The sequence below is a fragment of the Chloracidobacterium thermophilum B genome, from assembly GCF_000226295.1.
In the GTDB taxonomy this organism is placed as follows: Bacteria; Acidobacteriota; Blastocatellia; order Chloracidobacteriales; family Chloracidobacteriaceae; genus Chloracidobacterium; species Chloracidobacterium thermophilum.
Map to the genome: position 1 here is coordinate 236,517 of NC_016025.1, position 20,593 is coordinate 257,109.

The 20,593-nt window shown below is 61.7% G+C and carries 17 protein-coding genes and 1 tRNA gene; 15 read left to right on the top strand and 3 right to left on the bottom strand.

The genetic code is table 11. The features are described 5' to 3' along the window. Positions 1 to 183: 183 nt before the first annotated feature. The 4 genes from CABTHER_RS12055 (at position 184) to CABTHER_RS12070 (ending at position 6,329) form a co-directional block, all read left to right on the top strand. Positions 184 to 522 carry an RNA recognition motif domain-containing protein gene (locus tag CABTHER_RS12055; RefSeq protein WP_014100930.1) on the top strand — a complete coding sequence of 113 codons (339 nt, stop codon included), beginning with the start codon at positions 184 to 186 and terminating at the stop codon, positions 520 to 522. A gap of 349 nt (positions 523 to 871) precedes the next feature. Next, positions 872 to 2,362 carry a peptidase associated/transthyretin-like domain-containing protein gene (locus CABTHER_RS12060; protein WP_014100931.1) on the top strand — a complete coding sequence of 497 codons (1,491 nt, stop codon included), beginning with the start codon at positions 872 to 874 and terminating at the stop codon, positions 2,360 to 2,362. Positions 2,363 to 2,887: 525 nt separating this feature from the next. Next, complete coding sequence (locus CABTHER_RS12065) at positions 2,888 to 4,387, top strand: hypothetical protein (RefSeq protein WP_041569957.1); 1,500 nt, start codon at positions 2,888 to 2,890, stop codon at positions 4,385 to 4,387. A gap of 394 nt (positions 4,388 to 4,781) precedes the next feature. Continuing rightward, on the top strand, positions 4,782 to 6,329 hold the full coding sequence (locus CABTHER_RS12070; RefSeq protein ID WP_014100934.1) for a hypothetical protein: 1,548 nt from the start codon (positions 4,782 to 4,784) through the stop codon (positions 6,327 to 6,329). A gap of 217 nt (positions 6,330 to 6,546) precedes the next feature. Here the strand turns inward: CABTHER_RS12070 and selD are convergent, their stop codons facing one another. Continuing rightward, positions 6,547 to 7,596 (bottom strand): selenide, water dikinase SelD, encoded by a 1,050-nt coding sequence (gene selD / locus CABTHER_RS12075; RefSeq protein WP_014100936.1) that lies wholly within the window; start codon positions 7,594 to 7,596, stop codon positions 6,547 to 6,549. Between the two features lie 199 nt (positions 7,597 to 7,795). On the opposite strand from selD, the gene CABTHER_RS12080 reads away from it, so the two are divergent. The 11 genes from CABTHER_RS12080 to CABTHER_RS12125 all read left to right on the top strand — a co-directional run bounded on the left by CABTHER_RS12080 (position 7,796) and on the right by CABTHER_RS12125 (position 19,042). Further along, positions 7,796 to 9,295 (top strand): hypothetical protein, encoded by a 1,500-nt coding sequence (locus tag CABTHER_RS12080; protein ID WP_228374106.1) that lies wholly within the window; start codon positions 7,796 to 7,798, stop codon positions 9,293 to 9,295. Positions 9,296 to 9,666: 371 nt separating this feature from the next. Beyond that, on the top strand, positions 9,667 to 10,236 hold the full coding sequence (locus CABTHER_RS12085) for an RNA polymerase sigma factor (RefSeq protein WP_014100938.1): 570 nt from the start codon (positions 9,667 to 9,669) through the stop codon (positions 10,234 to 10,236). Then, the gene (locus CABTHER_RS16130) at positions 10,236 to 11,084 is read left to right on the top strand and encodes an anti-sigma factor family protein (protein ID WP_014100939.1); all 849 of its coding nucleotides are present in this window, start codon (positions 10,236 to 10,238) and stop codon (positions 11,082 to 11,084) included. The genes CABTHER_RS12085 and CABTHER_RS16130 overlap by 1 nt, the downstream gene beginning before the upstream one ends. An 88-nt stretch (positions 11,085 to 11,172) precedes the next feature. Next, positions 11,173 to 12,219 (top strand): DUF4097 family beta strand repeat-containing protein, encoded by a 1,047-nt coding sequence (locus CABTHER_RS16135; RefSeq protein ID WP_014100940.1) that lies wholly within the window; start codon positions 11,173 to 11,175, stop codon positions 12,217 to 12,219. Between the two features lie 144 nt (positions 12,220 to 12,363). After that, complete coding sequence (locus tag CABTHER_RS17470) at positions 12,364 to 12,648, top strand: hypothetical protein (RefSeq protein WP_014100941.1); 285 nt, start codon at positions 12,364 to 12,366, stop codon at positions 12,646 to 12,648. Between the two features lie 19 nt (positions 12,649 to 12,667). Beyond that, positions 12,668 to 12,979, top strand: a complete 312-nt coding sequence (locus CABTHER_RS12100; RefSeq protein ID WP_014100942.1) for a DUF3780 domain-containing protein — start codon at positions 12,668 to 12,670, stop codon at positions 12,977 to 12,979. Continuing rightward, positions 12,976 to 13,632, top strand: coding sequence for a type II toxin-antitoxin system toxin DNA ADP-ribosyl transferase DarT (darT, locus tag CABTHER_RS12105; RefSeq protein ID WP_014100943.1), 657 nt, complete (start codon positions 12,976 to 12,978; stop codon positions 13,630 to 13,632). Before CABTHER_RS12100 ends, darT begins: the two co-directional genes overlap by 4 nt. 31 nt (positions 13,633 to 13,663) lie before the next feature. After that, positions 13,664 to 15,004, top strand: a complete 1,341-nt coding sequence (darG, locus tag CABTHER_RS12110; protein ID WP_014100944.1) for a type II toxin-antitoxin system antitoxin DNA ADP-ribosyl glycohydrolase DarG — start codon at positions 13,664 to 13,666, stop codon at positions 15,002 to 15,004. Next, positions 14,997 to 15,404: a PIN domain-containing protein gene (locus CABTHER_RS12115; protein WP_041569959.1), complete on the top strand. Its 408-nt coding sequence runs from the start codon at positions 14,997 to 14,999 to the stop codon at positions 15,402 to 15,404. Before darG ends, CABTHER_RS12115 begins: the two co-directional genes overlap by 8 nt. Before the next feature lie 2 nt (positions 15,405 to 15,406). Then, complete coding sequence (locus tag CABTHER_RS12120) at positions 15,407 to 18,373, top strand: anti-phage-associated DUF1156 domain-containing protein (RefSeq protein WP_014100946.1); 2,967 nt, start codon at positions 15,407 to 15,409, stop codon at positions 18,371 to 18,373. A 12-nt stretch (positions 18,374 to 18,385) separates the two neighbouring features. Beyond that, positions 18,386 to 19,042, top strand: a complete 657-nt coding sequence (locus CABTHER_RS12125; protein ID WP_014100947.1) for a phospholipase D-like domain-containing protein — start codon at positions 18,386 to 18,388, stop codon at positions 19,040 to 19,042. A 14-nt stretch (positions 19,043 to 19,056) separates the two neighbouring features. Here CABTHER_RS12125 and CABTHER_RS12130 read toward each other — a convergent pair. Both CABTHER_RS12130 and CABTHER_RS12135 read right to left on the bottom strand, forming a co-directional pair. Continuing rightward, positions 19,057 to 19,132 (bottom strand) — tRNA-Phe (locus tag CABTHER_RS12130). Between the two features lie 201 nt (positions 19,133 to 19,333). Continuing rightward, entirely contained in the window at positions 19,334 to 20,461 is a 1,128-nt protein-coding gene (locus tag CABTHER_RS12135) for a branched-chain amino acid ABC transporter permease (protein ID WP_014100948.1), read from the bottom strand. Positions 20,462 to 20,593: the final 132 nt, after the last annotated feature.

Here is a 20,593-nt window from a genome sequence, read left to right on the forward strand (position 1 = left end):
ACGGTGACGTGCCTCGTTTCGGATAGTGTGTTGGGCGTGGCGGTTTCGGATAGTCAGAGATAGGAAGGTTTAGGTTACTACGAAATCCGCCGCTTGCCGGTCAGCCGTGCGTCACTCTTTTGCACCGTTTCCAGAGTGCGTTTCCGGCGTGGGTTTCTTCATCCGAAAGAGGAAAACGCATCCATGAAGCTGTATGTTGGTAATTTGAGTTTTCAGACCACAAGTGAGGACTTGCGCGACCACTTCTCAAAGGCTGGGACAGTGGAATCGGCGCAGGTCGTCGAAGACCGTGACACGAACCGTTCACGTGGCTTTGGTTTTGTCGAGTTCACCTCAACCGAAGATGGCAATCGGGCCATTGAGATGTTCCACGGCACTGAGTTCAACGGACGGACGCTGACAGTCAACGAAGCCCGCCCGCGTGAAGAGCGGAATGGCGGCTATGGCGGCGGCAACCGGCGCGGTGGTTACAACGGTGGCGGCCGGCGCGGTGGCGGCGGTTACGGCCGTGGCGGCTGGTAAGCACCACACCGGGCGCTGAATACGCCCAAAGCCAAAAATCTACGGGACGTGCCCTTGCGGGTGCGTCCCTTTTCATTTGGTGCTTCGTTTGGGCAACGTGCCGTCGCCCTTACTCCGGGCCCGAAGCTGGCGGGTCGCAGACCGTTCAGGCCGGGAAAACAGATAGCCCGGCGGTTGCCTGGCGGCGCAGCCGGCCGTTTGGCCAGTTTCGTCAGGCGGATAGGTGAAGTCATAACGGATTGGCAAAAAAACTGAAAAAAACTGAAAAAACCTGAAGCCTTGTTGACCCTGCCAAAGGTGGTGATTAGATCGAAACAGGTTTTCTCCAATTCAGAAGGAGGTCAATCCGATGTTGAAGGTGACCGGAAAACACCGCTGTGTCGCCGGGGTTGTGGCCCTTGTGGTTGTTGTGCTGATGCTTGTGGTGCCGCCCGGTTTCAGCACCAACGCGCAGGTGGAGCGTCCGTCTGACCGGAAGGCGTCCGGCTTCGTCCATGAGCCGCAGCTTTACCGCACGCTGTTTCACACGGTTTTTCTGCTCAACGAGCAGGCGGAGGAAGCGGAACGGGCTGGACGGACGGATGTGGCGCAGGCGTTGCGGCGCGCGTTCAAACAGGAAGCGGGCCTGGAGGTGGAGCAGGGGGTGGTCCTCGACCGGTTGGCGGCAGCGTGTGAGCAGGCGGTGCGGGCGGTGGATGCACGGGCGCGGGCAATTCTGGCGGCGCGGCGGGCGAACTATCCTGATGGGAAGCTGGGGGCGGGACAGCCGCCGCTGCCGCCGTCAGCGGAACTGTTCGCATTGCAGCGGGAGCGGGAGGCGGTGGTGCTGCGTTACCGTGACCAGTTGCAGGAAGCCTTTGGGCGGAGTGTGTGGGAGCGGTTTGAGCGGTGGGTACTGATGCCTCTTGACGCCGGGCTGAGAGCTGGCGGTGCTCAAAGGTACGAGCCAGTTGAGGACGGTTCTGTTGAGTACAGTTCTGAAACGGGTAACCTGCCGACGCAGGCGGGAGAGTCCATTGTCACCGGCTCGGTGCTCATCAGCTACGACCCTGAGACGAACCTTGTGACGGGCGTGGCCACGACTGAACTCGATTACGCAGCGCAGGATTGGTATGTGGGGCAGGTGGCGTGCAGCCTCCGCGACGGGGACGGAAACCGGCTGGTGAGCCAGAGTGCCTATGACACCGACGAGGATGGGGTAGTGTCGGTCATCGTGCAGACGGTGGGGCAGGCCGGGATGGCATACTCGGCAGAGGGCAGCTACAAGTTGAGGCTGGTTGTTCAGGACACAATTGGTCGTTATCTTGACTACTGGGACTATCCGGCTGGGGTTTCGGCCGGCACTGGAATCCTTGGGTACTATGCCTGGTATCGTGGGCGTGGTCCACTCCAATGGAGACCGACGTGGAACAGGTTTCTGGGGAGACTGACAGCCCCCCTTCAAAGGGCTTTGGTTCTTTCCGGGAATCCGAGGTTTACGGCGAATCCCATTACTGCAGCCACTGATCACACCCATGTTGACGTGGACGTTGAAGTCAGGACAGCAGCAGATGTGATTCAGCCTGGGGATTTTGCGGTACTGGCCATCAGCGTATCGTCAAAACCGCCGGGGGCCTCTGTGAACTTTATTTCGGGGACAAATGTCAACGTTCCACTGAACATAGCCGACCTGAGTACCGGAAGATTCACGCTTTCCGTGAGCAAACCCGGGCAGTACCGATTCGGGGTGTCAGTTGTTGATGTCAGGCGACCCGACGGACAGGGTGGCTCCTACAGTATTCTCAACAGGGTCACAGTTAATGCTGGGGCTGTGACTGACCCGCCGTTGACGGCAAACTAGCCTCACCCAGACTTTGCCCCATCTGAAGCCCACCCCGCGTGAAGAGCAGAGCGGCAGCTATGGTGGCGGCAACCGTCGTGGCGGCTGGTAAGCACCACACCGGGCGCTGAATGCGCCCAAAGCCAAAAATCTGTGGGACGCGCCCTTTGCCGGGTGCGTCCCTTTTCATTTGGTGCTTCGTTTGGGCAACGTGCCGTCGCCCGTACTTTAGGCCCGAGGCTGGCGGGTCGCAGGCTGTCCCGGCCAGGAAAACAGATAGCCCGGCAGTTGCCTGGCAGCGCAACCGGCCCGCTTGGCCAGCTTGGTCAGGCGAATGGGAAAGGTCATGACGGATTTTCAAAAAGACAGAAAAAACCTGAAGTCTTGTTGACGCTGCCAAAGGTGGTGGTTAGGTTGAAACAGGTTTTCTCCAAAGCACAACGTCAGCCGGCGGGTGTACTGGTTTCGGGAGTCACGGCACCGGTTGTGAAGGGTGCCTCCCTGCTGACGGAAAGGCCATCACGCTTTCAGAAGGAGGTCAATCCGATGTTGAAGGTGACCGGAAAACACCGCTGTGTCGCCGGGGTTGTGGCCCTTGTGGTTGTTGTGCTGATGCTGGGGGTGCCGCCCGGCTTCAGCACCAACGCGCAGGTGGAGCGTCCGTCTGACCGGAAGGCATCCGGCTTCGTCCATGAGCCGCAGCTTTACCGCACGCTGTTTCACACGGTTTTTCTGCTCAACGAGCAGGCGGAGGAAGCGGAACGGGCTGGGCGGACGGAGGCGGCGCAGGCGTTGCGGCGCGCGTTCAAACAGGAAGCGGGCCTGGAGGTGGAGCAGGGGGTGGTCCTCGACCGGTTGGCGGCAGCGTGTGAGCAGGCGGTGCGGGCGGTGGATGCACGGGCGCGGGTAATCCTTGCGGCGCGGCGGGCGAACTATCCTGACGGGAAGCTGCGGGCGGGACAGCAGCCGCTGCCGCCATCAGCGGAACTGTTCGCATTGCAGCGGGAGCGGGAGGCGGTGGTGCTGCGTTACCGTGACCGGTTGCGGGCAGCCTTTGGGCCGCGGGCGTGGGAGGAGTTTGAGCAGCGGGTTCTGCTGCCTTTTGCCGCCGGGCTGAGCGCAGGCGGTACTCAGAGGCACCAGCCGGTTGAGGACGGTTCTGGAACGGGCAACCTGACGACACAGGCGGGAGAGTCTATTGTCACCGGCTCGGTGCTCATCAGCTACGACCCTGAGACGAACCTTGTGACGGGGGTGGCCACGACTGAACTCGATTACGCAGCGCAGGACTGGTATATGGGGCGGGTGACGTGCAGCCTTCGCGACGGGAACGGAAACCCGCTGGCGAGCCAGAGTGCCGAGGACACCGACGGCGATGGGACGGTGTCGGTCATCGTGAAGATGGTGGGGCAGGAGGGGCTGACGACCTACGGGGCGCGCGGGGAGTACAGCCTACGGCTGGATATTTATGATCCTTTCTGTGGGTGCTGTGGTTGTTACCTTGACCCCTGGAACTTTCAGCGGGCGCTGCTGGGCGGTTGGGGCTGGGGGCCTTGGTACTGCACGGTATTTTCGGGGCACGGTCCGTTTCGCACGATGCGGTCGGGTACGCTGTTTCTGGGAGGAAGGGATGTCACCTTTCAGGTAAAACCGCTGGTCGCTGTCAGGCAGCTAAGGTTTACCAAAAATCCCATCAGGGCCACCTTTGACTCCACCGATCTTGATGTGACTGTTAGGGCCTCACGGGCAGGGCTTCAGGATAGGGATTTTGCGGTCTTGGAAGTCAATCTCATCACTGGACCAAGCAACCCACAAGTCAGTTTTGCCTACCCACCGGGAGTAACGGACGACGTTGAATTGGTGCCAGGAGGTTATACCGACGCGAGGTTCACTATTCTCTCAATCGCACCACCTGGGAATTATTTGCTTGAGGTAAGAATCATAGATGTCAGGCGACCCGATGGGCAGGGTGGTTCGGACAGCATCGCGGATAGGGTTATTATCGGTAGCCCAGTGGAGATCACCTTGACCGTAACGGAACCGTGAAGAGCAGAGTAGCGGCTATGGTGGCGGCAACCGTCGTGGCGGCTGGTAAGCATCGCACCGGGCGCTGAATACGCCCAAAGCCAAAAATCTGTGGGACGCGCCCTCGCGGGTGCGTCCCTTTTCATTTGGTGCTTCATTGGTGCAACGTGCCGTCGCCCGTACCCCGGGCCTGGGGCTGGCAGGTCGCATGCCGTTCCGGCCGGGAAGACAGGCAGCCCGTTTGGCCAGCCCGGTCAGGCGAATGGGGAAGGTCATGACGGATTGGCAAAAAGACAGGAAAAACCTGAAGCCTTGTTGACATTGCCAAAGGTGTTATTGATTCTGAAACAGCTTCTCCCGGAAGTGCAATGTTGGCGGGCAGGTATGCCTGGTTTCGGGAGTCACGGCGCCGGTTATGAAGGGTGCCTCCCTGCTGACGGAAAGGCCATCACGCTTTCAGAAGGAGGTCAATCCGATGTTGAAGGTGACCGGAAAACACCGCTGTGTCGCCGGGGTTGTGGCCCTTGTGGTTGTTGTGCTGATGCTGGGGGTGCCGCCCGGCTTCAGCACCAACGCGCAGGTGGAGCGTCCGTCTGACCGGAAGGCATCCGGCTTCGTCCATGAGCCGCAGCTTTACCGCACGCTGTTTCACACGGTTTTTCTGCTCAACGAGCAGGCGGAGGAAGCGGAACGGGCTGGGCGGACGGAGGCGGCGCAGGCGTTGCGGCGCGCGTTCAAACAGGAAGCGGGCCTGGAGGTGGAGCAGGGGGTGGTCCTCGACCGGTTGGCGGCAGCGTGTGAGCAGGCGGTGCGGGCGGTGGATGCACGGGCGCGGGTAATCCTTGCGGCGCGGCGGGCGAACTATCCTGACGGGAAGCTGCGGGCGGGACAGCAGCCGCTGCCGCCATCAGCGGAACTGTTCGCATTGCAGCGGGAGCGGGAGGCGGTGGTGCTGCGTTACCGTGACCGGTTGCGGGCAGCCTTTGGGCCGCGGGCGTGGGAGGAGTTTGAGCAGCGGGTTCTGCTGCCTTTTGCCGCCGGGCTGAGCGCAGGCGGTACTCAGAGGCACCAGCCGGTTGAGGACGGTTCTGGAACGGGCAACCTGACGACACAGGCGGGAGAGTCTATTGTCACCGGCTCGGTGCTCATCAGCTACGACCCTGAGACGAACCTTGTGACGGGGGTGGCCACGACTGAACTCGATTACGCAGCGCAGGACTGGTATATGGGGCGGGTGACGTGCAGCCTTCGCGACGGGAACGGAAACCCGCTGGCGAGCCAGAGTGCCGAGGACACCGACGGCGATGGGACGGTGTCGGTCATCGTGCAGATGGTGGGGCAGGAGGGGCTGACGACCTACGGGGCGCGCGGGGAGTACAGCCTACGGCTGGATATTTATGATCCTTTCTGTGGGTGCTGTGGTTGTTACCTTGACCCCTGGAACTTTCAGCGGGCGCTGCTGGGCGGTTGGGGCTGGGGGCCTTGGTACTGCACGGTATTTTCGGGGCACGGTCCGTTTCGCACGATGCGGTCAGGTACGCTGTTTCTGGGAGCAAGGGATGTCACCTTCCAGGTAAAACCGCTGGTCGCTATCAGGAGGCTGAGGTTTACCAAAAATCCCATCAAGGTCAACATTGACTCCACCGATCTTGATGTGACTGTTAGGGCCTCACTGGCAGGGCTTCAGTCTGAGGATTTTGCGGTCTTGGAAGTCAATATCTTGGATCGACCAAGCGAAGGACACCTCACTTTTGGCGACCGAATAATCGGCGTTCGATTGGTGCCGGGAGACATTACCACGAAGATGTTCAACATTGTCTCAAGCAATAGGGCCGGGAACTATGTGCTTGAGGTAAGAATCATAGATGTCAGGCGACCCGACGGGCAGGGTGGTTCGGACAGCATCATGGATAGGGTTATTATCGGTAGCCCAGTGGAGATCACCTTGACAGTAACGGATTAGCTTCACCCGGCGTTGCCTGGCCTGAAGCCTGCCCGTGTGAAGAGCAGAGTAGCGGCTATGGCCGCGGCGGCTGGTAGTCACCGCACCGGGCGCTGAGTACGCCCAAAGCCAAAAATCTGTGGGACGCGCCCTTTGCCGGTGCGTCCCTTTTCGTTTGGTGCTTCATTGGTGCAACGTGCCGTCGCCCCGACCCTGAGCCAGGGCTTGATGCCGCGCATTATGAGCGGTGGACGGTCAGCCGCCCTGGCGTCCCGGCTGCCAGGCGGCCGATCCGGGCGGCGCAGGGCGTCTGGCGGCGCTTCAGCTCTCTGACGAGGTCTTCTACTGTTTCCGGCGCAACGGCCAGCAGCAGACCGCCCGAAGTCTGCGCGTCGCACAGCAGCAGTTGGTCGGTTTCGGTCACTTCCGGCGCGTAGGTCGTCCAGTCCTGCAGGAAACGCCGGTTGGCATGCGTGCCGCCGGGAACGATGCCCTCCGCCGCATAGTGTCGCGCCGCCGCCAGGATGGGAACGTCCGTCAGGTCAACTTCTGCCGCGCAACCACTGGCATAAGCCAGATTGCGCAGGTGGCCCAGAAGCCCGAAGCCGGTGACATCCGTCGCTGCCCGGACGCCGACGGCGCAGGCGGCTTCGGCGGCCGCACGGTTGAGGATCCGCATCAGTTGGATGGCTTCACCGATGGCGCCCAGCGTGTCCACGTCGTTTTTGGCGGCCGTGGTGATGACGCCCACCCCGATGGGTTTGGTCAGTACCAGCCAGTCGCCCGGTCGTCCGGCGGCGTTGGTCAGCATCCGGTCGGGCGCAACTGTACCGACTACGGCCAGCCCGTAGATGGGTTCTTCGCTTTTGATCGTGTGACCGCCGACGATACTGACCCCGGCCGCTTCCGCCACGGCGGCTGCGCCGCGCAGGATGTCGCCGAGAACCTCCGGTGGCAGCCGGTCATCGGGAAAACCGACCAGGTTGAGCGCCACCCGTGGCGTGCCGCCCATGGCATACACGTCGCTGAGCGCATTGGCGGCGGCGATGGCTCCAAAGTCGGTTGGGTCGTCCACGATGGGCGTGAAAAAGTCCGTTGTCAGCACGAGCGCCAGATCGTCGGTCAGCCGGTACACGGCGGCGTCATCGGCCGTGGCGCTGCCCACCAGCACCTGCGGATCGCGGAGCGGTGGAAGCTGTCCCAGCAGGGAAAACAGGTAGCCCGGTGGTTGCTTGGCGGCACAACCGGCCCGCTTGGCCAGTTTCGTCAGGCGGATAGGTGAAGTCATAACGGATTGGCAAAAAAACTGAAAAAAACTGAAGCCTTGTTGACCCTGCCAAAGGTGGTGATTAGATTGAAACAAGTTTTCTCCAAAGTACAACGTCAACCGGCGGGTGCACCTGGTTTCGGGAGTCACGGCGCAGGTTGTGAAGGGTGCCTCCCTGCTGACGGAAAGGCCATCACGCTTTCAGAAGGAGGTCAATCCGATGTTGAAGGTGACCGGAAAACACCGCTGTGTCGCCGGGGTTGTGGCCCTTGTGGTTGTTGTGCTGATGCTTGTGGTGCCGCCCGGCTTCAGCACCAACGCGCAGGTGGAGCGTCGGTCTGACCGGAAGGCGTCCGGCTTCGTCCATGAGCCGCAGCTTTACCGCACGCTGTTTCACACGGTGTTTCTGCTCAACGAGGAGGCGGAGGAAGCGGAACGGGCTGGGCGGACGGAGGCGGCGCAGGCGTTGCGGCGCGCGTTCAAACAGGAAGCGGGCCTGGAGGCGGAGCAGGGGGTGGTCCTCGACCGGTTGGCGGCAGAGTGTGAGCAGGCGGTGCGGGCGGTGGATGCACGGGCGCGGGCAATTCTGGCGGCGCGGCGGGCGAACTATCCTGACGGGAAGCTGGGGGCGGGACAGCCGCCGCTGCCGCCGTCAGCGGAACTGTTCGCATTGCAGCGGGAGCGGGAGGCGGTGGTGCTGCGTTACCGTGACCGGTTGCAGGAAGCCTTTGGACCGCGGGCGTGGGAGGAGTTTGACCGGCGGGTTCTGGCACGGGTTCGGGCGGGGATGCGCACCAGCCGCGCGCTGGCGCGTGGTGGGGAGGGGCAGTCTGGAACAGGCAATCCGGTGCCGCAGACGCCAACGGAAGCTGTGGCTACTGGAGTGACCCTCATCAGTTATGACCCTGAGACGGGACTTGTGACGGGGGTGGCTACGGTCGAACTCGATTACACGGCGCAGGACTGGTATGTGGGGCGGGTGACGTGCAGCCTCCGCGACGGGGATGGCAACCCGCTGGCGAGTCAGAGTGCCGAGGACACCGACGGGGATGGGACGGTGTCGGTCATCGTGCAGATGGTGGGGCAGGAGGGACTGACCTACGGGGCGTGTGGAGAGTACCGCCTACGGCTGGGGATTTATGATCCGTTCTGTGGGTGCTGTGGTTGTTACCTTGACCCCTGGAACTTTCAGCGGGCGCAGTTGATCGGTGGGGGTTGGGAGAATTGGTACTGCCTGGTAGCTTCGGGGTACGGTCCGTTTCGCACGAGGCGGTCGGATGAGCTGTATCTGGGAAGAGGGAATGTCATCACTCAAGCCAGAACGCGGGTCATTGTTCGGAATCCAAGGCTTACCAGGAATCCCATCAGGGTTAGCCTTGACTCCACCCATCTTGATGTGACCGTCAGCGTCTCAGGGAGTGGTATCCGGCCTGGGGATTTTGCGGTCTTGGGAATCACTATCCTGGAAGGTCCAAGTTCAGGAATCACTTTTGCCCATCCGCCACCGCCAGGACAAGAAATCGCCATTGAGTTGCCGGAACGAAACAATACCAACGCAAGGTTCACCATTGGTTCGGCCAATACGGCTGGAGACTATTTGCTTGAAGTAAGAATCATGGATGTCAGGCGACCCAATGGGCAGGGTGGTTCAGACAGTATCTTTGATCAGGTTACTGTCAATGATGACGGCGTAACGATTACCTTGACCGTAACGGATTAGTGCCCCCGGCGGGTTGCCTGACCTGAAGCCTGTCTGCGTGAAGCACCGGGTAGCAGCTATGAAGCTATGAACGCGGCAGCCATTGATCAGCGCGACACCGGGCGCTGAGTGTGCTCAAAATCCAAAACCTGCGGGACGTGCCCCTATCGGGTGCGTCCCGTTTTGTTTGGTGCTTCGTTTGGGCAACATCCCGTCGCCCGGACCCCGGGCCAAAGCTTGGGGACGCGCGTCAGGACACAGCCGCGAAAACCTCCATAACGTGTGAAACTTTTTCGGCGCATTCGGCACATGCTCCATGACGGAGCAACTTTCGCCAGGAGCACAGCGTATGCCGTCGGAGTCAAATCGTTTTGGGAGTCACCGCACCTGTCATGGACAATGCGTCCCTACCGACTGAATCACCACCGCTCCCGGATGCGGAAGCCTTTCGTCACTGGTTCGACCGGTATGCCCGTTCGGTATTCAACTTCCTGTGTGCGCTGGTCGGCCGGCGGGAACTGGCCGAGGAGCTGACCCAGGAGACTTTCGTGCGGGCCTATGAGCAGCGCGCCACCCTGCGGGATCGCGCCCGTGTGGCGGCGTGGTTGTTTGGGATTGCACGCAATGTGTCGCGTGAGCATGTCCGTGAATATGCCCGCTGGGATTCGTTGGATGACATCTTTGACGGCGAGCGCCAACCGGAACCGACGGATGGCACAACCCCCGATGCGCAGCTTCTCGATGCCGAACTGCGCTTCGTCGTACGGGCGGCGCTGGCAAAGCTTGAACCCGACAAGCGCATGGTGTTCGTCCTGCGAACGTTCGAGCCGTACAGCTATGAGGACATTGCCGCGATCACAGGCTTTTCGGTTGGCAAGGTCAAGACGGACCTGCATCGCGCGCGGTTGGAAATGCGCCGCCACGTCCGACCGTACCTGTCGGCAGGACAGGGAGGTAACTGATGGATTGTGAACGTTGCCTCAAACAACTCGATGCCTATCTGGATGGTGAACTCGACGCGCCGGACGCCAGCCTGCTGGCCGCGCACCTGCGCCAGTGTCCGAGCTGTCAGGCGGAGTACCGCGCCCGCGAATGGGAAAACCGGCTGTACCGCGACGTAGCCGCCGGGGCTTCGCTCCCGGAGGGGTTGTGGCCGCGCATTGCTGCCGGCATGGCGGCGGTGGACGAGCGTGAACAGCGTCGGTCAAGTGGGGGGCGCACAGACTGGTTCCGGCCGGAATGGTCTGGCTGGTGGCGGCTGGGGCCAGCGCTGGGTTGCCTTCTGGCGCTGGCTATTGGCCTTTGGCTCTGGCTGCGTCCGTCCGCCACGTCGGAGCCGCTTCTGGCTCAGGAGCCGACTCCGCCCAGCCGGTCGGATACCGGCGGCTTGCCACGCATCTCGCCGCCCGCAAGCCCTTCACCGTCGGTTTCGGAAACGCTGGCGCCGGCGGATACTGTCATCATTGAGCCACCCCGGCGGCGTACGGGAATGGCCAGCCCGCCACCCATACGCGAGCGCCCGCCCTCCGAGGCGGAGCAGGTTCTCGCCCAGGCGGAACAAACCTATCTCGTGGTCATCGAGGGCCTTCAGTCCCAGGCCCGGTTACGGCGCATGAGACTCGATCCGGCGACACGGACGGCCATGGACCGGACTCTGGCCGGACTGGATGCCCAGATTGCGCAGACCCGGGAGGTTGTCCGCCAGTCGCCGACCGATCCAGCCGCCCTGCATTTTCTGGTGACGGCCTATCGCAGGAAGGCGGAAGTGCTGAGTGAAATCATTGTCATGACCGAAGGGGAAGGTTCCTGAACCTGTCCTTTCGGAAACGGAACGGGTTGGCTCCGAAACAGGTTGGCCCGTGGGGGTAAGGAAACGACGCATGCGGGGGAAAGTTGCTATGAAATCGGTTGTGTTGATGGCGCGCGTTCTGGCGCTGGGCTGGCTGCTCGGCAGTCTTTCGGTGTTGGCGCAGGAAATCCGGCAGCCCATCGAGCGCAACGGTCGGGTCAAGGTTCTGTGTCAGGTAGGGGAAGTTACCGTTACCGGCGGTGATGAGGCGGTTTTGACGGTCACGACGGATGGCAATCCGTCCATGGTCAAGGTCAAACAGCTTGCTGATGGAGCGTACGGTATTTCGGTCGATCCGCCGATGATGCCACATCGGTTACGCATCACTGTCCCACGGGAAGCCTCGCTGCAGGAGGTCAGGACGCGCAACGCCAATGTGACCGTCCGCGCTGTGGCCGCCGCCAATGTGACGACGGTCAGCGGCGGGGTCCTGGTTGAACAGGTGCCCGGTCCGGTCAACGTGGCGACGACGAGCGGACGGGTCCGTTTGACTGAAGTGGGGACGGTCCAGCTCCGTACCGTGAGCGGCGACACGCAGGTGCAGGCGGTGACGGGCAGTGTGATGGTGAGTGCTGTCAGCGGGAAGCTGGAAGCGTCCCACATTGGGGGGGACCTGACAGCCCAGCTCGTCAGTGGCAATGCCAGCATCCGGTGCAGCCGGGGCCGGGTTGATGTGTCAACCTTCAGCGGAGAGGTCAGGCTGAGCCGACTGGAAAATGAAGTGGTTGTCGAGACGACGAGTGGGAATGTGTTTTTTGTCGGGGCGCTGACGCCGGTCAAGCGGTGTACCATCAATGCGCTTTCGGGTGACATCAGGCTGGCCGTACCTGAAACGTGTGGTTTCGAGATGCGGTTCAGGAGCTTCAGTGGAGCATTGAAGTCGGATTTTCCGGTGGACGGCACAAGTACCGGTGTATCGGTCCCGGATACGGAACCGCCGTCGGGACCCGGAGTGCCACTGCCGCCGCGTCACGGACGTTTCGTTACCTGGCGACATAGGGATGGTGCCGCGAAGGTTCTTTTGAGTACCCTCAGCGGGACGGTTTCGTTCGTACGGGCCGACCCCGAAGCTGAGCCACCCTGCCATCAGCCCTGACGGTTGGCCTGACGGCTGGCGACGCACCCGGCGCGGACTGCCCTTCTGTCCTTGCGCGGCCCGGCACCAAATTTGTAGCTTCAGCATTCGGATGTGGTGTGTCACTGCGACAGATACTGATCAGCCAGCGGGGATGTCGCCGGGATGCAGCCGGTCAGCGACCCCGACAACTTCATCACCACGGAAGGAACCTTCTACTCCTGGGTCAGGGACACAACCGGCCAGCACGAAAGTGCGCCGCCCGTACGGTGGCTCGCCGACCTGAAAATCCGCCACCAGGTTGAACCCGCCGGAGATGTGCGGCTGGTTCGCCTCGAAGCCACACCACGGGCTGAGCTGTACTTCACTCTGGACGGCTCCAATCCCAGAGACGGCGGCGCTACGACGGTCCCTTCAAGATTGGTCCGCAAGCCTGCCGCCTGCTGGTGAAGGTTGGAGAAAAAATCCCGTGGATCGCCTGCTTGGCGAGGAACTGTGTGTCCTCGCCTGGGCTGTGGAGCGGATGAACCTTGACCGGATTCCCGTGGCCGTACGTAACCGGGTGGCGCTGCGGCCTGAAGAACGCTGGTGGTTGTTTGGCATGACCGCCATGGGCACGGGGGGAGTGCTGGATGCCGGCAGGGGCTGGCGCGCTGCGCTGGAGCATGCGCTGGGGGATGTCGTCCAGAGCGAGATGCTGGAAATCCGTGCCCACCGCAGCCAGCGTTTGCATGAAGACAGCCAGCCCCGGCTGAACCTGTTTGGCGATGACCCCCTATGACCAGCGTCCGCGTACCGGAAGAACCCAGGACTTACCACATCGCCCACATTGATCGTCTGGCATCCATCGTTGCCGACAAGTACCTCTGGTGCGATGCAGAAGTGATATGCCGTGGGCTTGCAGGTACGAACATTGGCATGAGCAGCATCAAGCAGCGGCGATTGATGCTGGCGCTGGATAGTTACCCTGACCTGTGTGTGGGGGACTGTGTGCCGTTCTACTTCTGCCCGCGCTCCGTAATGCTGTATGTGATTTATCGAGGTGAGCATCCGGAACTGGATTATGACGGCGGGCAGGAACCAATCCTGCATTTCGAGGCCAAGCTGCGTGTTGCCGTCGCCTGGGCGCACAAGTGCGGGCGGAGGTGGGTGTTCACGCTCTCGAACGCCGGTTCGACCAACTTTGAGGAACGCTGTGACCTGGCGCACCTTGATGAGATTAACTGGGCGGCTGTTCAAGCCCGAGATTGGCGGCGGTGCAAGGAAGAGAAACAGGCTGAGTTTCTGACGGAGTACAACTTCCCCTGGCGCCTGATGGATCGCATCGGTGTGTTTGATCACACGATCCGTCAGCAAGTCCTGGAAGTCCTGAACAGGGTGTCGCCAAGGGGCCATTGGCCGCGGGTTGAGGTCCGCCGTGACTGGTACTACTGACAGCAAGGGCAACGAAAGGAAGGCTGCTGTGATGGAGTTCACTTCGGGCGACCTCCTCAAGTGTGAGGCAGAGGCGCTGGTCAACACGGTCAACTGTGTCGGCGTGATGGGACGGGGAATCGCCCTGCACTTCAGGCAGGCCTTTCCTGAGAACTTCAAGGCTTACGAAGCTGCATGCCAGCGCGAAGCCGTGCAGCCGGGCCGCATGTTCGTCTTTGAGACGGGGCAGCTCACGCCGCCGCGCTTCATCATCAACTTTCCCACGAAGCGCCACTGGCGCAGCAAGAGCCGTATTGAGGACATCGAGGCGGGCCTTGGCGATCTGGTCAAGGTCATCCGCGACAGGAACATCCGCTCCATCGCCATTCCGCCGCTGGGATGCGGCCTGGGTGGCCTGGACTGGAATGATGTCCGCCCCCGCATCGAGCAGGCACTGGCTTCCCTGACGGATGTGCATGTGCTCATCTTTGAACCAGACGGTGCACCGACTACCGACAGAATGCCCCATGCGCGCGAAGTGCCAACCATGACCACTGGCCGCGCGGCGATGGTCAGGCTGATGCAGCGGTATCTTGATGGCTTGCCCGATTCTTTCATCACCCTGCTGGAAGCGCACAGGCTGATGTACTTCATGCAGGCGGCCGGCGAACCGCTGCGCCTGAACTATGTCAGGCATCATTACGGCCCCTATGCCGAAAATCTGCACCACGTCCTGCGTGCTGTTGAAGGCTATCTGATTGCCGGTTATGCCGACGGTGGCGACAGAGCGAACAAGCCGCTGAGGCTGGTTCCCGGCGCGATTGAGGAAGCCACGGACTTCCTCGACCGCCATCCCGAAAGCCGGGCGCGCCTTGAGCGTGTCAGCCGTCTCATTGAAGGATTTGAGTCGTCTGATGGGCTTGGGTTGCTCTCGACGGTGCACTGGGTCATGACGCAGGAGGGTGCGCATCATCCCGACGATGTGGTTGCGCGTGTTCACGCCTGGAATCCGCCTAAGCGCTGCCGGTTTTCGCCGGAGCAAATGGAGGCCGCGATACGCCGCCTTCAGGAACAACAGTGGATTGAGGCCGGATGCCAGCCCCATGTCGGGCCCCATGTTGGGAATGGGGAGGAAGCTCCAGGGGAAGCCGCGTCGCCGACCACTGCCTTGACACCGGATGAAAAAAGCCTGGCGCAAGACTGGCTGCGTCCCGGGGAGGATGAGGCAGGGACGCATTTGGACTGCTTGGCCAGCTATCAGCCGCAAACCGAACTGGGCAGGAAGCTTATGGAGTTGCGTCAAGCCTATATTGCCCAGGGTGGACAGCTACTCTCTGCCGATGAGGTGTGCGCTGAAATCTGCGCCCGACGTGGTGGTGTAGGCGATGCCTAAGCGAACTTACGTTGACACTTCCGTGCTGGTGGCAGCCTTCAAGGGGCAGGGCGAAATAGGGCAACGGGCGCTGAGCGTGCTGGATGACCCGGAACGCACGCTGGTTGTCAGTGACGCGGTGCGCCTGGAGGCATTGCCTATGGCCCACTATCACCGGCAGCCGCAGGAAGCCGCTTTTTACGAGGCCGTGTTCAGCCGGGCTGAAAACATTGCCTGGAATGTTTCAGCCTTGGAGCAGGCGCAAAACATTGCCGAAGCCTACGGCATCGCTGCCATGGAGGCTGTCCACATTGCCCATGCCATAGCCGCAGAGGTGGATGAATTCATGAGCGCCGGGAAACCAACCAAGCCCATGTTCCGGGTGACTGGTATCTGCATGCGTTCAATCCGGGATGCTTGAACATGGACTCCCAAGTGAAGACAACCCTCACCCCGCTGGTGCTCAGGGGCGCCCCAGCGCTGATTGAAACCGTCTTCCCGGCGCAGAAGGTTTCCTTCGAGGCACAGGCGGAACGCAAGGCCGTTGCGGCGCAGACCTTGACATGTCTCGGCTCCTACTGGAAGGGCAGAAAGCCCCTGATCCTTGTGCGCACCATCGTGCTGGGCTGCCTTCTGCCCCCTACGGACGACACCGAAGCCGACCTCGATGTGTTCGAGCGGTTGCTGGCCTTCGATGACGAAGGGCTGGCCCGCCGGGCGCTCGCCGCCAACGCCTTCTCCGCCGCCAGACTCCAGGAAATGCTGACCATCCGCGACCCGGAACGCTACTTCAGCGGACGCGGCTGGCGACGGGACCTCACGGATGACGACAAACTCACCCTCTACCGCCGGGCGCTGGCCACCCTTGGGAGCTACGAAGCCAAAGCCAGCCTCGGCAAGCGCCCCGAAGAAGTCAATCCCGACTGGCTCTACGCCCCGGTCTGGCCCGTCGTCAACCGCCACTACGCGCACCTTGGCATCGAGGCGCATTCGTTCCCGGAACTCATCGAGCAACTGGGCATCCTGCGCTACGGCCATCGCCCGCGTGTCGGCGACACCTTCTGCGGCGGCGGCTCCATTCCGTTCGAGGCGGCGCGGCTGGGCTGTGATGTCTATGCCAGCGACCTGAACCCGGTAGCCTGCATGCTCACCTGGGGGGCGCTCAACATCATCGGCGCCAGTCCCGAACGCCGGGCCGAAATCGAGCAGGCGCAACGCGAAGTGGCCGCCGCAGTGGATGCCGAGATTACCCGGCTGGGCATCGAGCACGATGAGCAGGGCAACCGCGCCAAGGCCTATCTCTACTGCCTGGAAACGCGCTGCCCGGAAACCGGCTGGCTGGTGCCGCTTGCGCCCTCGTGGGTCATTTCCAGAACACGCCGTGTCATCGCCCGCCTCAAGCCCGATCACGCCGGCAAACGCTTTGACATCGGGATTGTCAGTGGTGTGAGCGAAAGGGAACTCAAAGCCGCCGAGCGCGGCACGGTGCAGGATGGCGAGATGGTCTATCAGCTTGATGGCAAAACCTACCGCACGCCGATCAAGACCCTGCGCGGCGACTACCGGCTGCCCGACGGATCAACTGCCAACCGCCTGCGCCGCTGGGAGAAAACCGATTTCAAGCCCCGGCCGGACGACATCTTCCAGGAGCGGCTCTACTGCATCCAGTGGATCATGCGGGGCGGACAGGCGGAGGGCCGTCCGCCCGCTGCCCGGCAGGAAACCTTCTTTGCCGCGCCGACCGAGGCCGATCTGGAGCGCGAGCGCCGCGTGGAAGCCATCGTGGCTGAGAACCTTGCGCGCTGGCAGGCCGACGGACTCGTGCCCGACATGCCTATTGAGCCGGGTGACAAGACCGATGAACCGATCCGTACGCGCGGCTGGACGTATTGGCATCATTTGTTCAACGCACGGCAGTTGTTATCAATGGCGCTGACGATCCAAGAATGGCGAACCTCACAAGTGGCTAATGTAGGCTGGATCAACATAGCCAAGATGCTGAATTTCTACGCCAAGCTTTGTCAGTGGTTGCCGACCCAAGGCGAAGGTGGCCCTAAGCACGTTTTCTACAACCAGGCACTCAACGTTTTTTACAACTACGCCGTGCGAGGCTTTGTTCGATTCACACCAGATTTCTTCGAGTTAAGTAGGGTGACGATGCCGGATGTAAAGCGCGAGATCGTCTCTGTCCCAGCCAATCATCCTCAACAGCACTGCGAATTCTGGATCGCCGACCCACCCTACGCCGACGCCGTCAACTACCACGAGATCACCGAATTCTTCATTGCCTGGCTGAGGAAGAATCCGCCCGTTCCCTTCGATGCGTGGGTCTGGGACTCGCGCCGGGCGCTCGCCATCAAGGGTTCCGGCGCGGAGTTCCGGCGCGGCATGGTGGCCGCCTACCGGGCCATGGCCGCGCACATGCCTGACAACGGCGTGCAGTGCGTCATGTTCACGCACCAGGACACCGGCGTGTGGAGTGATCTCATCGCGATTTTCTGGGCGGCGGGACTGCAGGTGGCGGCCGCGTGGTACATCGCCACGGAGACCACTTCCGAACTCAAGCAGGGCGGCTACGTACAGGGGACGGTCATCCTGATTCTCAGGAAGCGCGCCCCCGGCGAGCGGCAAGGGTTCAGGCAGCGGCTTCTGCCCGAGGTACGGCAGGAAGTGCAGCGGCAGATGGAAACCATGCTGCACCTGAACGAACGGGTGGCGGCGCAGCATGGCGCGCCGGTGTGGAATGACGCCGACCTGCAGATGGCGGGCTATGCGGCGGTGCTGAAAGTGCTGACGGCCTGCACACACATCGGCGGCGAGGAGGTGACGACCTTTGCCCTGCGCCCGCGTGCCCGGGGGGAAGTGACGGTTGTGGATGACATGGTGCAACAGGCGGCGGAGACCGCCTCGAACCTTCTGGTGCCGGAAGGTCTGTCGCCGGACACTTGGGGCCGTCTCACCGGCATCGAGCGGTTCTACTGCCGCATGCTGGAGATGGAAGCGGCTGGCGCGCGCAAGCTCGACAACTACCAGAACTTTGCCAAGGCCTTTCACGTGGGGGACTACAGTCAGGTGATGGGCGATATGCGCCCGAATCAGGCGCGTGTGAAGCGCGTCAGTGAATTTGCCGGACGTGATTTGACCGAGGCGACGGAACTGGGGCGCAGCCGGCTGGGGCGGCTCATTCTGGGTTTGCAGCAGATGCTCCGGGAGACTGAGGCGCGGGTTGTTGTGGAGCAGTTCAAGCGGGAGATGGACGATTTTCTGGACGTACGCCTGCTGCTGGCGGAGGTGTCGGCGTTTCTGGCGCGCAAGTCACCGGAGCAGCCCGTACGCGAGGCGGCCGAGGTCCTGGCCGCGCGGCTGAAGAATCTGCGCTTTGGCGAGTGAGGTTTGGAGGCGATGACCATCCGCCGTTTTTCTTCGCGTACCCAGCGGCTTGATGTCAGTTTTCTGCTGCGGCATCTCCGGGGCGCGCGCAGTTACATGCGCATTGCGGGCTATTTCACGAGTTCGTTGTTTGAGGTGGCCGGCGAAGTTCTGGAGGACATTCCCGACGTGCGGATTGTCTGCAACGTGGACATTCACCCGGACGATCTGAAAGTGGCGCAGCTTCGGGAAAGCCGGATGCTGGGCCGCTGGAACGAGCGCGCGCTGGAGGCCGAAACGCTGCTGCACCGGGAGCGGTACCGCCGTCTGGATGCCTTTCTGCAAAGACACGGGCAGTCTGTCCGCGTGGCCCCGGATGACCTTTGCGGTTTTGTGCACGGCAAGGCCGGCGTCATCACTCTGGCTGATGGCCGCAAGCTGGGCTTCATGGGTTCGATGAACGAGACCCGCAGCGGCTGGCAGCGACACTATGAAATCCTGTGGGAGGATGAATCGCCGGAGGGGGTGGCCTGGATTGAAGCGGAGTTTGAATTCCTCTGGCAGGCGGCCGGCAAACCGCAGCACACTACCCGGCGGGGCAGAAAAACCGCCCCGATTTCCCAAAACCGGCTACATAGTGGCTACATCGTTTGGCTGCGACTGCGTTTGCTGCTTTTGAACTCTCCGTAAACTGTTGATTTTGTTGGTGGCTAGGGAGGGAATCGAACCCCCGGCACACGGATTTTCAGTCCGTTGCTCTACCAACTGAGCTACCTAGCCATATACCTGATCTGTCACGTGCACTGACCGGCTGCCCGGCCACTGCGCCATCCCGATGCCACCCTTGTTCCAATGTTCCAAGTACCAGCGTTGCACCGGAAGCTTGTCAGCAACGTGCGACCTTACGTTTTCCCTCGCCCGCTGTCAATGATGACCTTCAATCTTTGAAGCTTCCAGTGAAACTTCGCCACCGACCCCCCCCTACCGGAACGACCGCGCCAGCCACGCCCATTCGCGCCGCCCAAACAAACCCTGCGGACGTACGATCATCAGCCCAATCAGAAGCAGCGAATACAACACCATCCGGTAGTCGGGCAGATTCGCCAGAAATGGCGCCACCTCAATCACTGCCGGCGGCAGAATGCGCGTCAGATCACGCAGGGCTTCAGGCAAGACCGTCAACGTCGTTGCCCCTACAATCGCCCCGGAAATGCTCCCCAGCCCGCCCAGCACAATCATCGTCACCATCTCAACCGAACGCAGAAAGGTAAACGAACTCGGATTCAGATAGTTGTCATAGTGCGCATATAGCCCCCCCGCAATGCCGGTCAGCATCGCACTGATGACAAAAGCCGTCGTTTTGGCCCGCGTCGTGTCAATGCCCATCGCCGCCGCCGCAATTTCGTTTTCACGAATTGCCGCCAGACTGCGCCCAAAACTGGAATAGGCCAGCCGTCCCACAGCCAGCGTCGTCAACACGGCCGCCAGCGAGACCCAGAAAAACATCGTGTCTTCGAGAAACAGGGCAAACCGCTGATCGGGTAACTGCCCCGGTACATCCGGCCCCTGGGCAATGTTCGTAAAACCCAGCGCACCGCCAGTCGGCTCGATGTTCAACAGCACAACCCGGATGATTTCCCCAAACCCCAGCGTCACGATCGCCAGATAGTCACCCCGCAGGCGCAGCGTCGGCAGCCCAACCAGCCACCCCGCCAGTCCACTGGCAAAAGCCCCCACCGTCAGGGACACCAGCAGCCGTACCGCATGAACCGGCCACCCCGGCAGCCCCTCCAGCAGGGCCACGAACGGCCCCCCGCCAAAGTGCGTCACCGCGCCGGCCGCATACGCGCCAATTGCCATAAAACCCGCATGCCCGATGGAAAACTGTCCGGCACAGCCGTTGACCAGCGTCAGGCTCACGGCCAGGATGATGGAAATGCCCACCAGCGTCAGAACCCGCAGGTAGTACTCCGATAACCCATAGCCGCCCACCCCATGCACGAACGCCTGGTTGAGCAAAAACAACCCCGCCACCAGCCCAATGCCGCTCAGCCAGGGCCGTACAGACGGTGACGTGCGAGGAAGCCCATCCTCTGGTAGCTGATTCATACAAACCAAATTCTGCAAACCAAGTTTTTGCAACCGCGTGCCGTTCGCGCTATGTTGCCGCTTACCGGCAACGTCAGCCCAGAACCAGCCACAGAGGGAACCGCATCGCCTTATGTGTACACGGGCGTCTGT

Bases quoted from the DNA above. Each gene is read 5' to 3' on its own strand.
- CABTHER_RS12085 (WP_014100938.1), top strand. From the start codon at position 9,667: ATGGACAATGCGTCCCTACCGACTGAATCACCACCGCTCCCGGATGCG.
- CABTHER_RS12060 (WP_014100931.1), top strand. From the start codon at position 872: ATGTTGAAGGTGACCGGAAAACACCGCTGTGTCGCCGGGGTTGTGGCC.
- CABTHER_RS17470 (WP_014100941.1), top strand. From the start codon at position 12,364: ATGCAGCCGGTCAGCGACCCCGACAACTTCATCACCACGGAAGGAACC.
- darT (WP_014100943.1), top strand. From the start codon at position 12,976: ATGACCAGCGTCCGCGTACCGGAAGAACCCAGGACTTACCACATCGCC.
- CABTHER_RS12055 (WP_014100930.1), top strand. From the start codon at position 184: ATGAAGCTGTATGTTGGTAATTTGAGTTTTCAGACCACAAGTGAGGAC.
- CABTHER_RS16130 (WP_014100939.1), top strand. From the start codon at position 10,236: ATGGATTGTGAACGTTGCCTCAAACAACTCGATGCCTATCTGGATGGT.
- CABTHER_RS12135 (WP_014100948.1), bottom strand. From the start codon at position 20,461: ATGAATCAGCTACCAGAGGATGGGCTTCCTCGCACGTCACCGTCTGTA.
- CABTHER_RS12115 (WP_041569959.1), top strand. From the start codon at position 14,997: ATGCCTAAGCGAACTTACGTTGACACTTCCGTGCTGGTGGCAGCCTTC.
- CABTHER_RS12125 (WP_014100947.1), top strand. From the start codon at position 18,386: ATGACCATCCGCCGTTTTTCTTCGCGTACCCAGCGGCTTGATGTCAGT.
- CABTHER_RS12070 (WP_014100934.1), top strand. From the start codon at position 4,782: ATGAAGGGTGCCTCCCTGCTGACGGAAAGGCCATCACGCTTTCAGAAG.
- CABTHER_RS12065 (WP_041569957.1), top strand. From the start codon at position 2,888: ATGTTGAAGGTGACCGGAAAACACCGCTGTGTCGCCGGGGTTGTGGCC.
- CABTHER_RS12080 (WP_228374106.1), top strand. From the start codon at position 7,796: ATGTTGAAGGTGACCGGAAAACACCGCTGTGTCGCCGGGGTTGTGGCC.
- CABTHER_RS12120 (WP_014100946.1), top strand. From the start codon at position 15,407: ATGGACTCCCAAGTGAAGACAACCCTCACCCCGCTGGTGCTCAGGGGC.
- selD (WP_014100936.1), bottom strand. From the start codon at position 7,596: ATGACTTCACCTATCCGCCTGACGAAACTGGCCAAGCGGGCCGGTTGT.
- darG (WP_014100944.1), top strand. From the start codon at position 13,664: ATGGAGTTCACTTCGGGCGACCTCCTCAAGTGTGAGGCAGAGGCGCTG.
- CABTHER_RS16135 (WP_014100940.1), top strand. From the start codon at position 11,173: ATGAAATCGGTTGTGTTGATGGCGCGCGTTCTGGCGCTGGGCTGGCTG.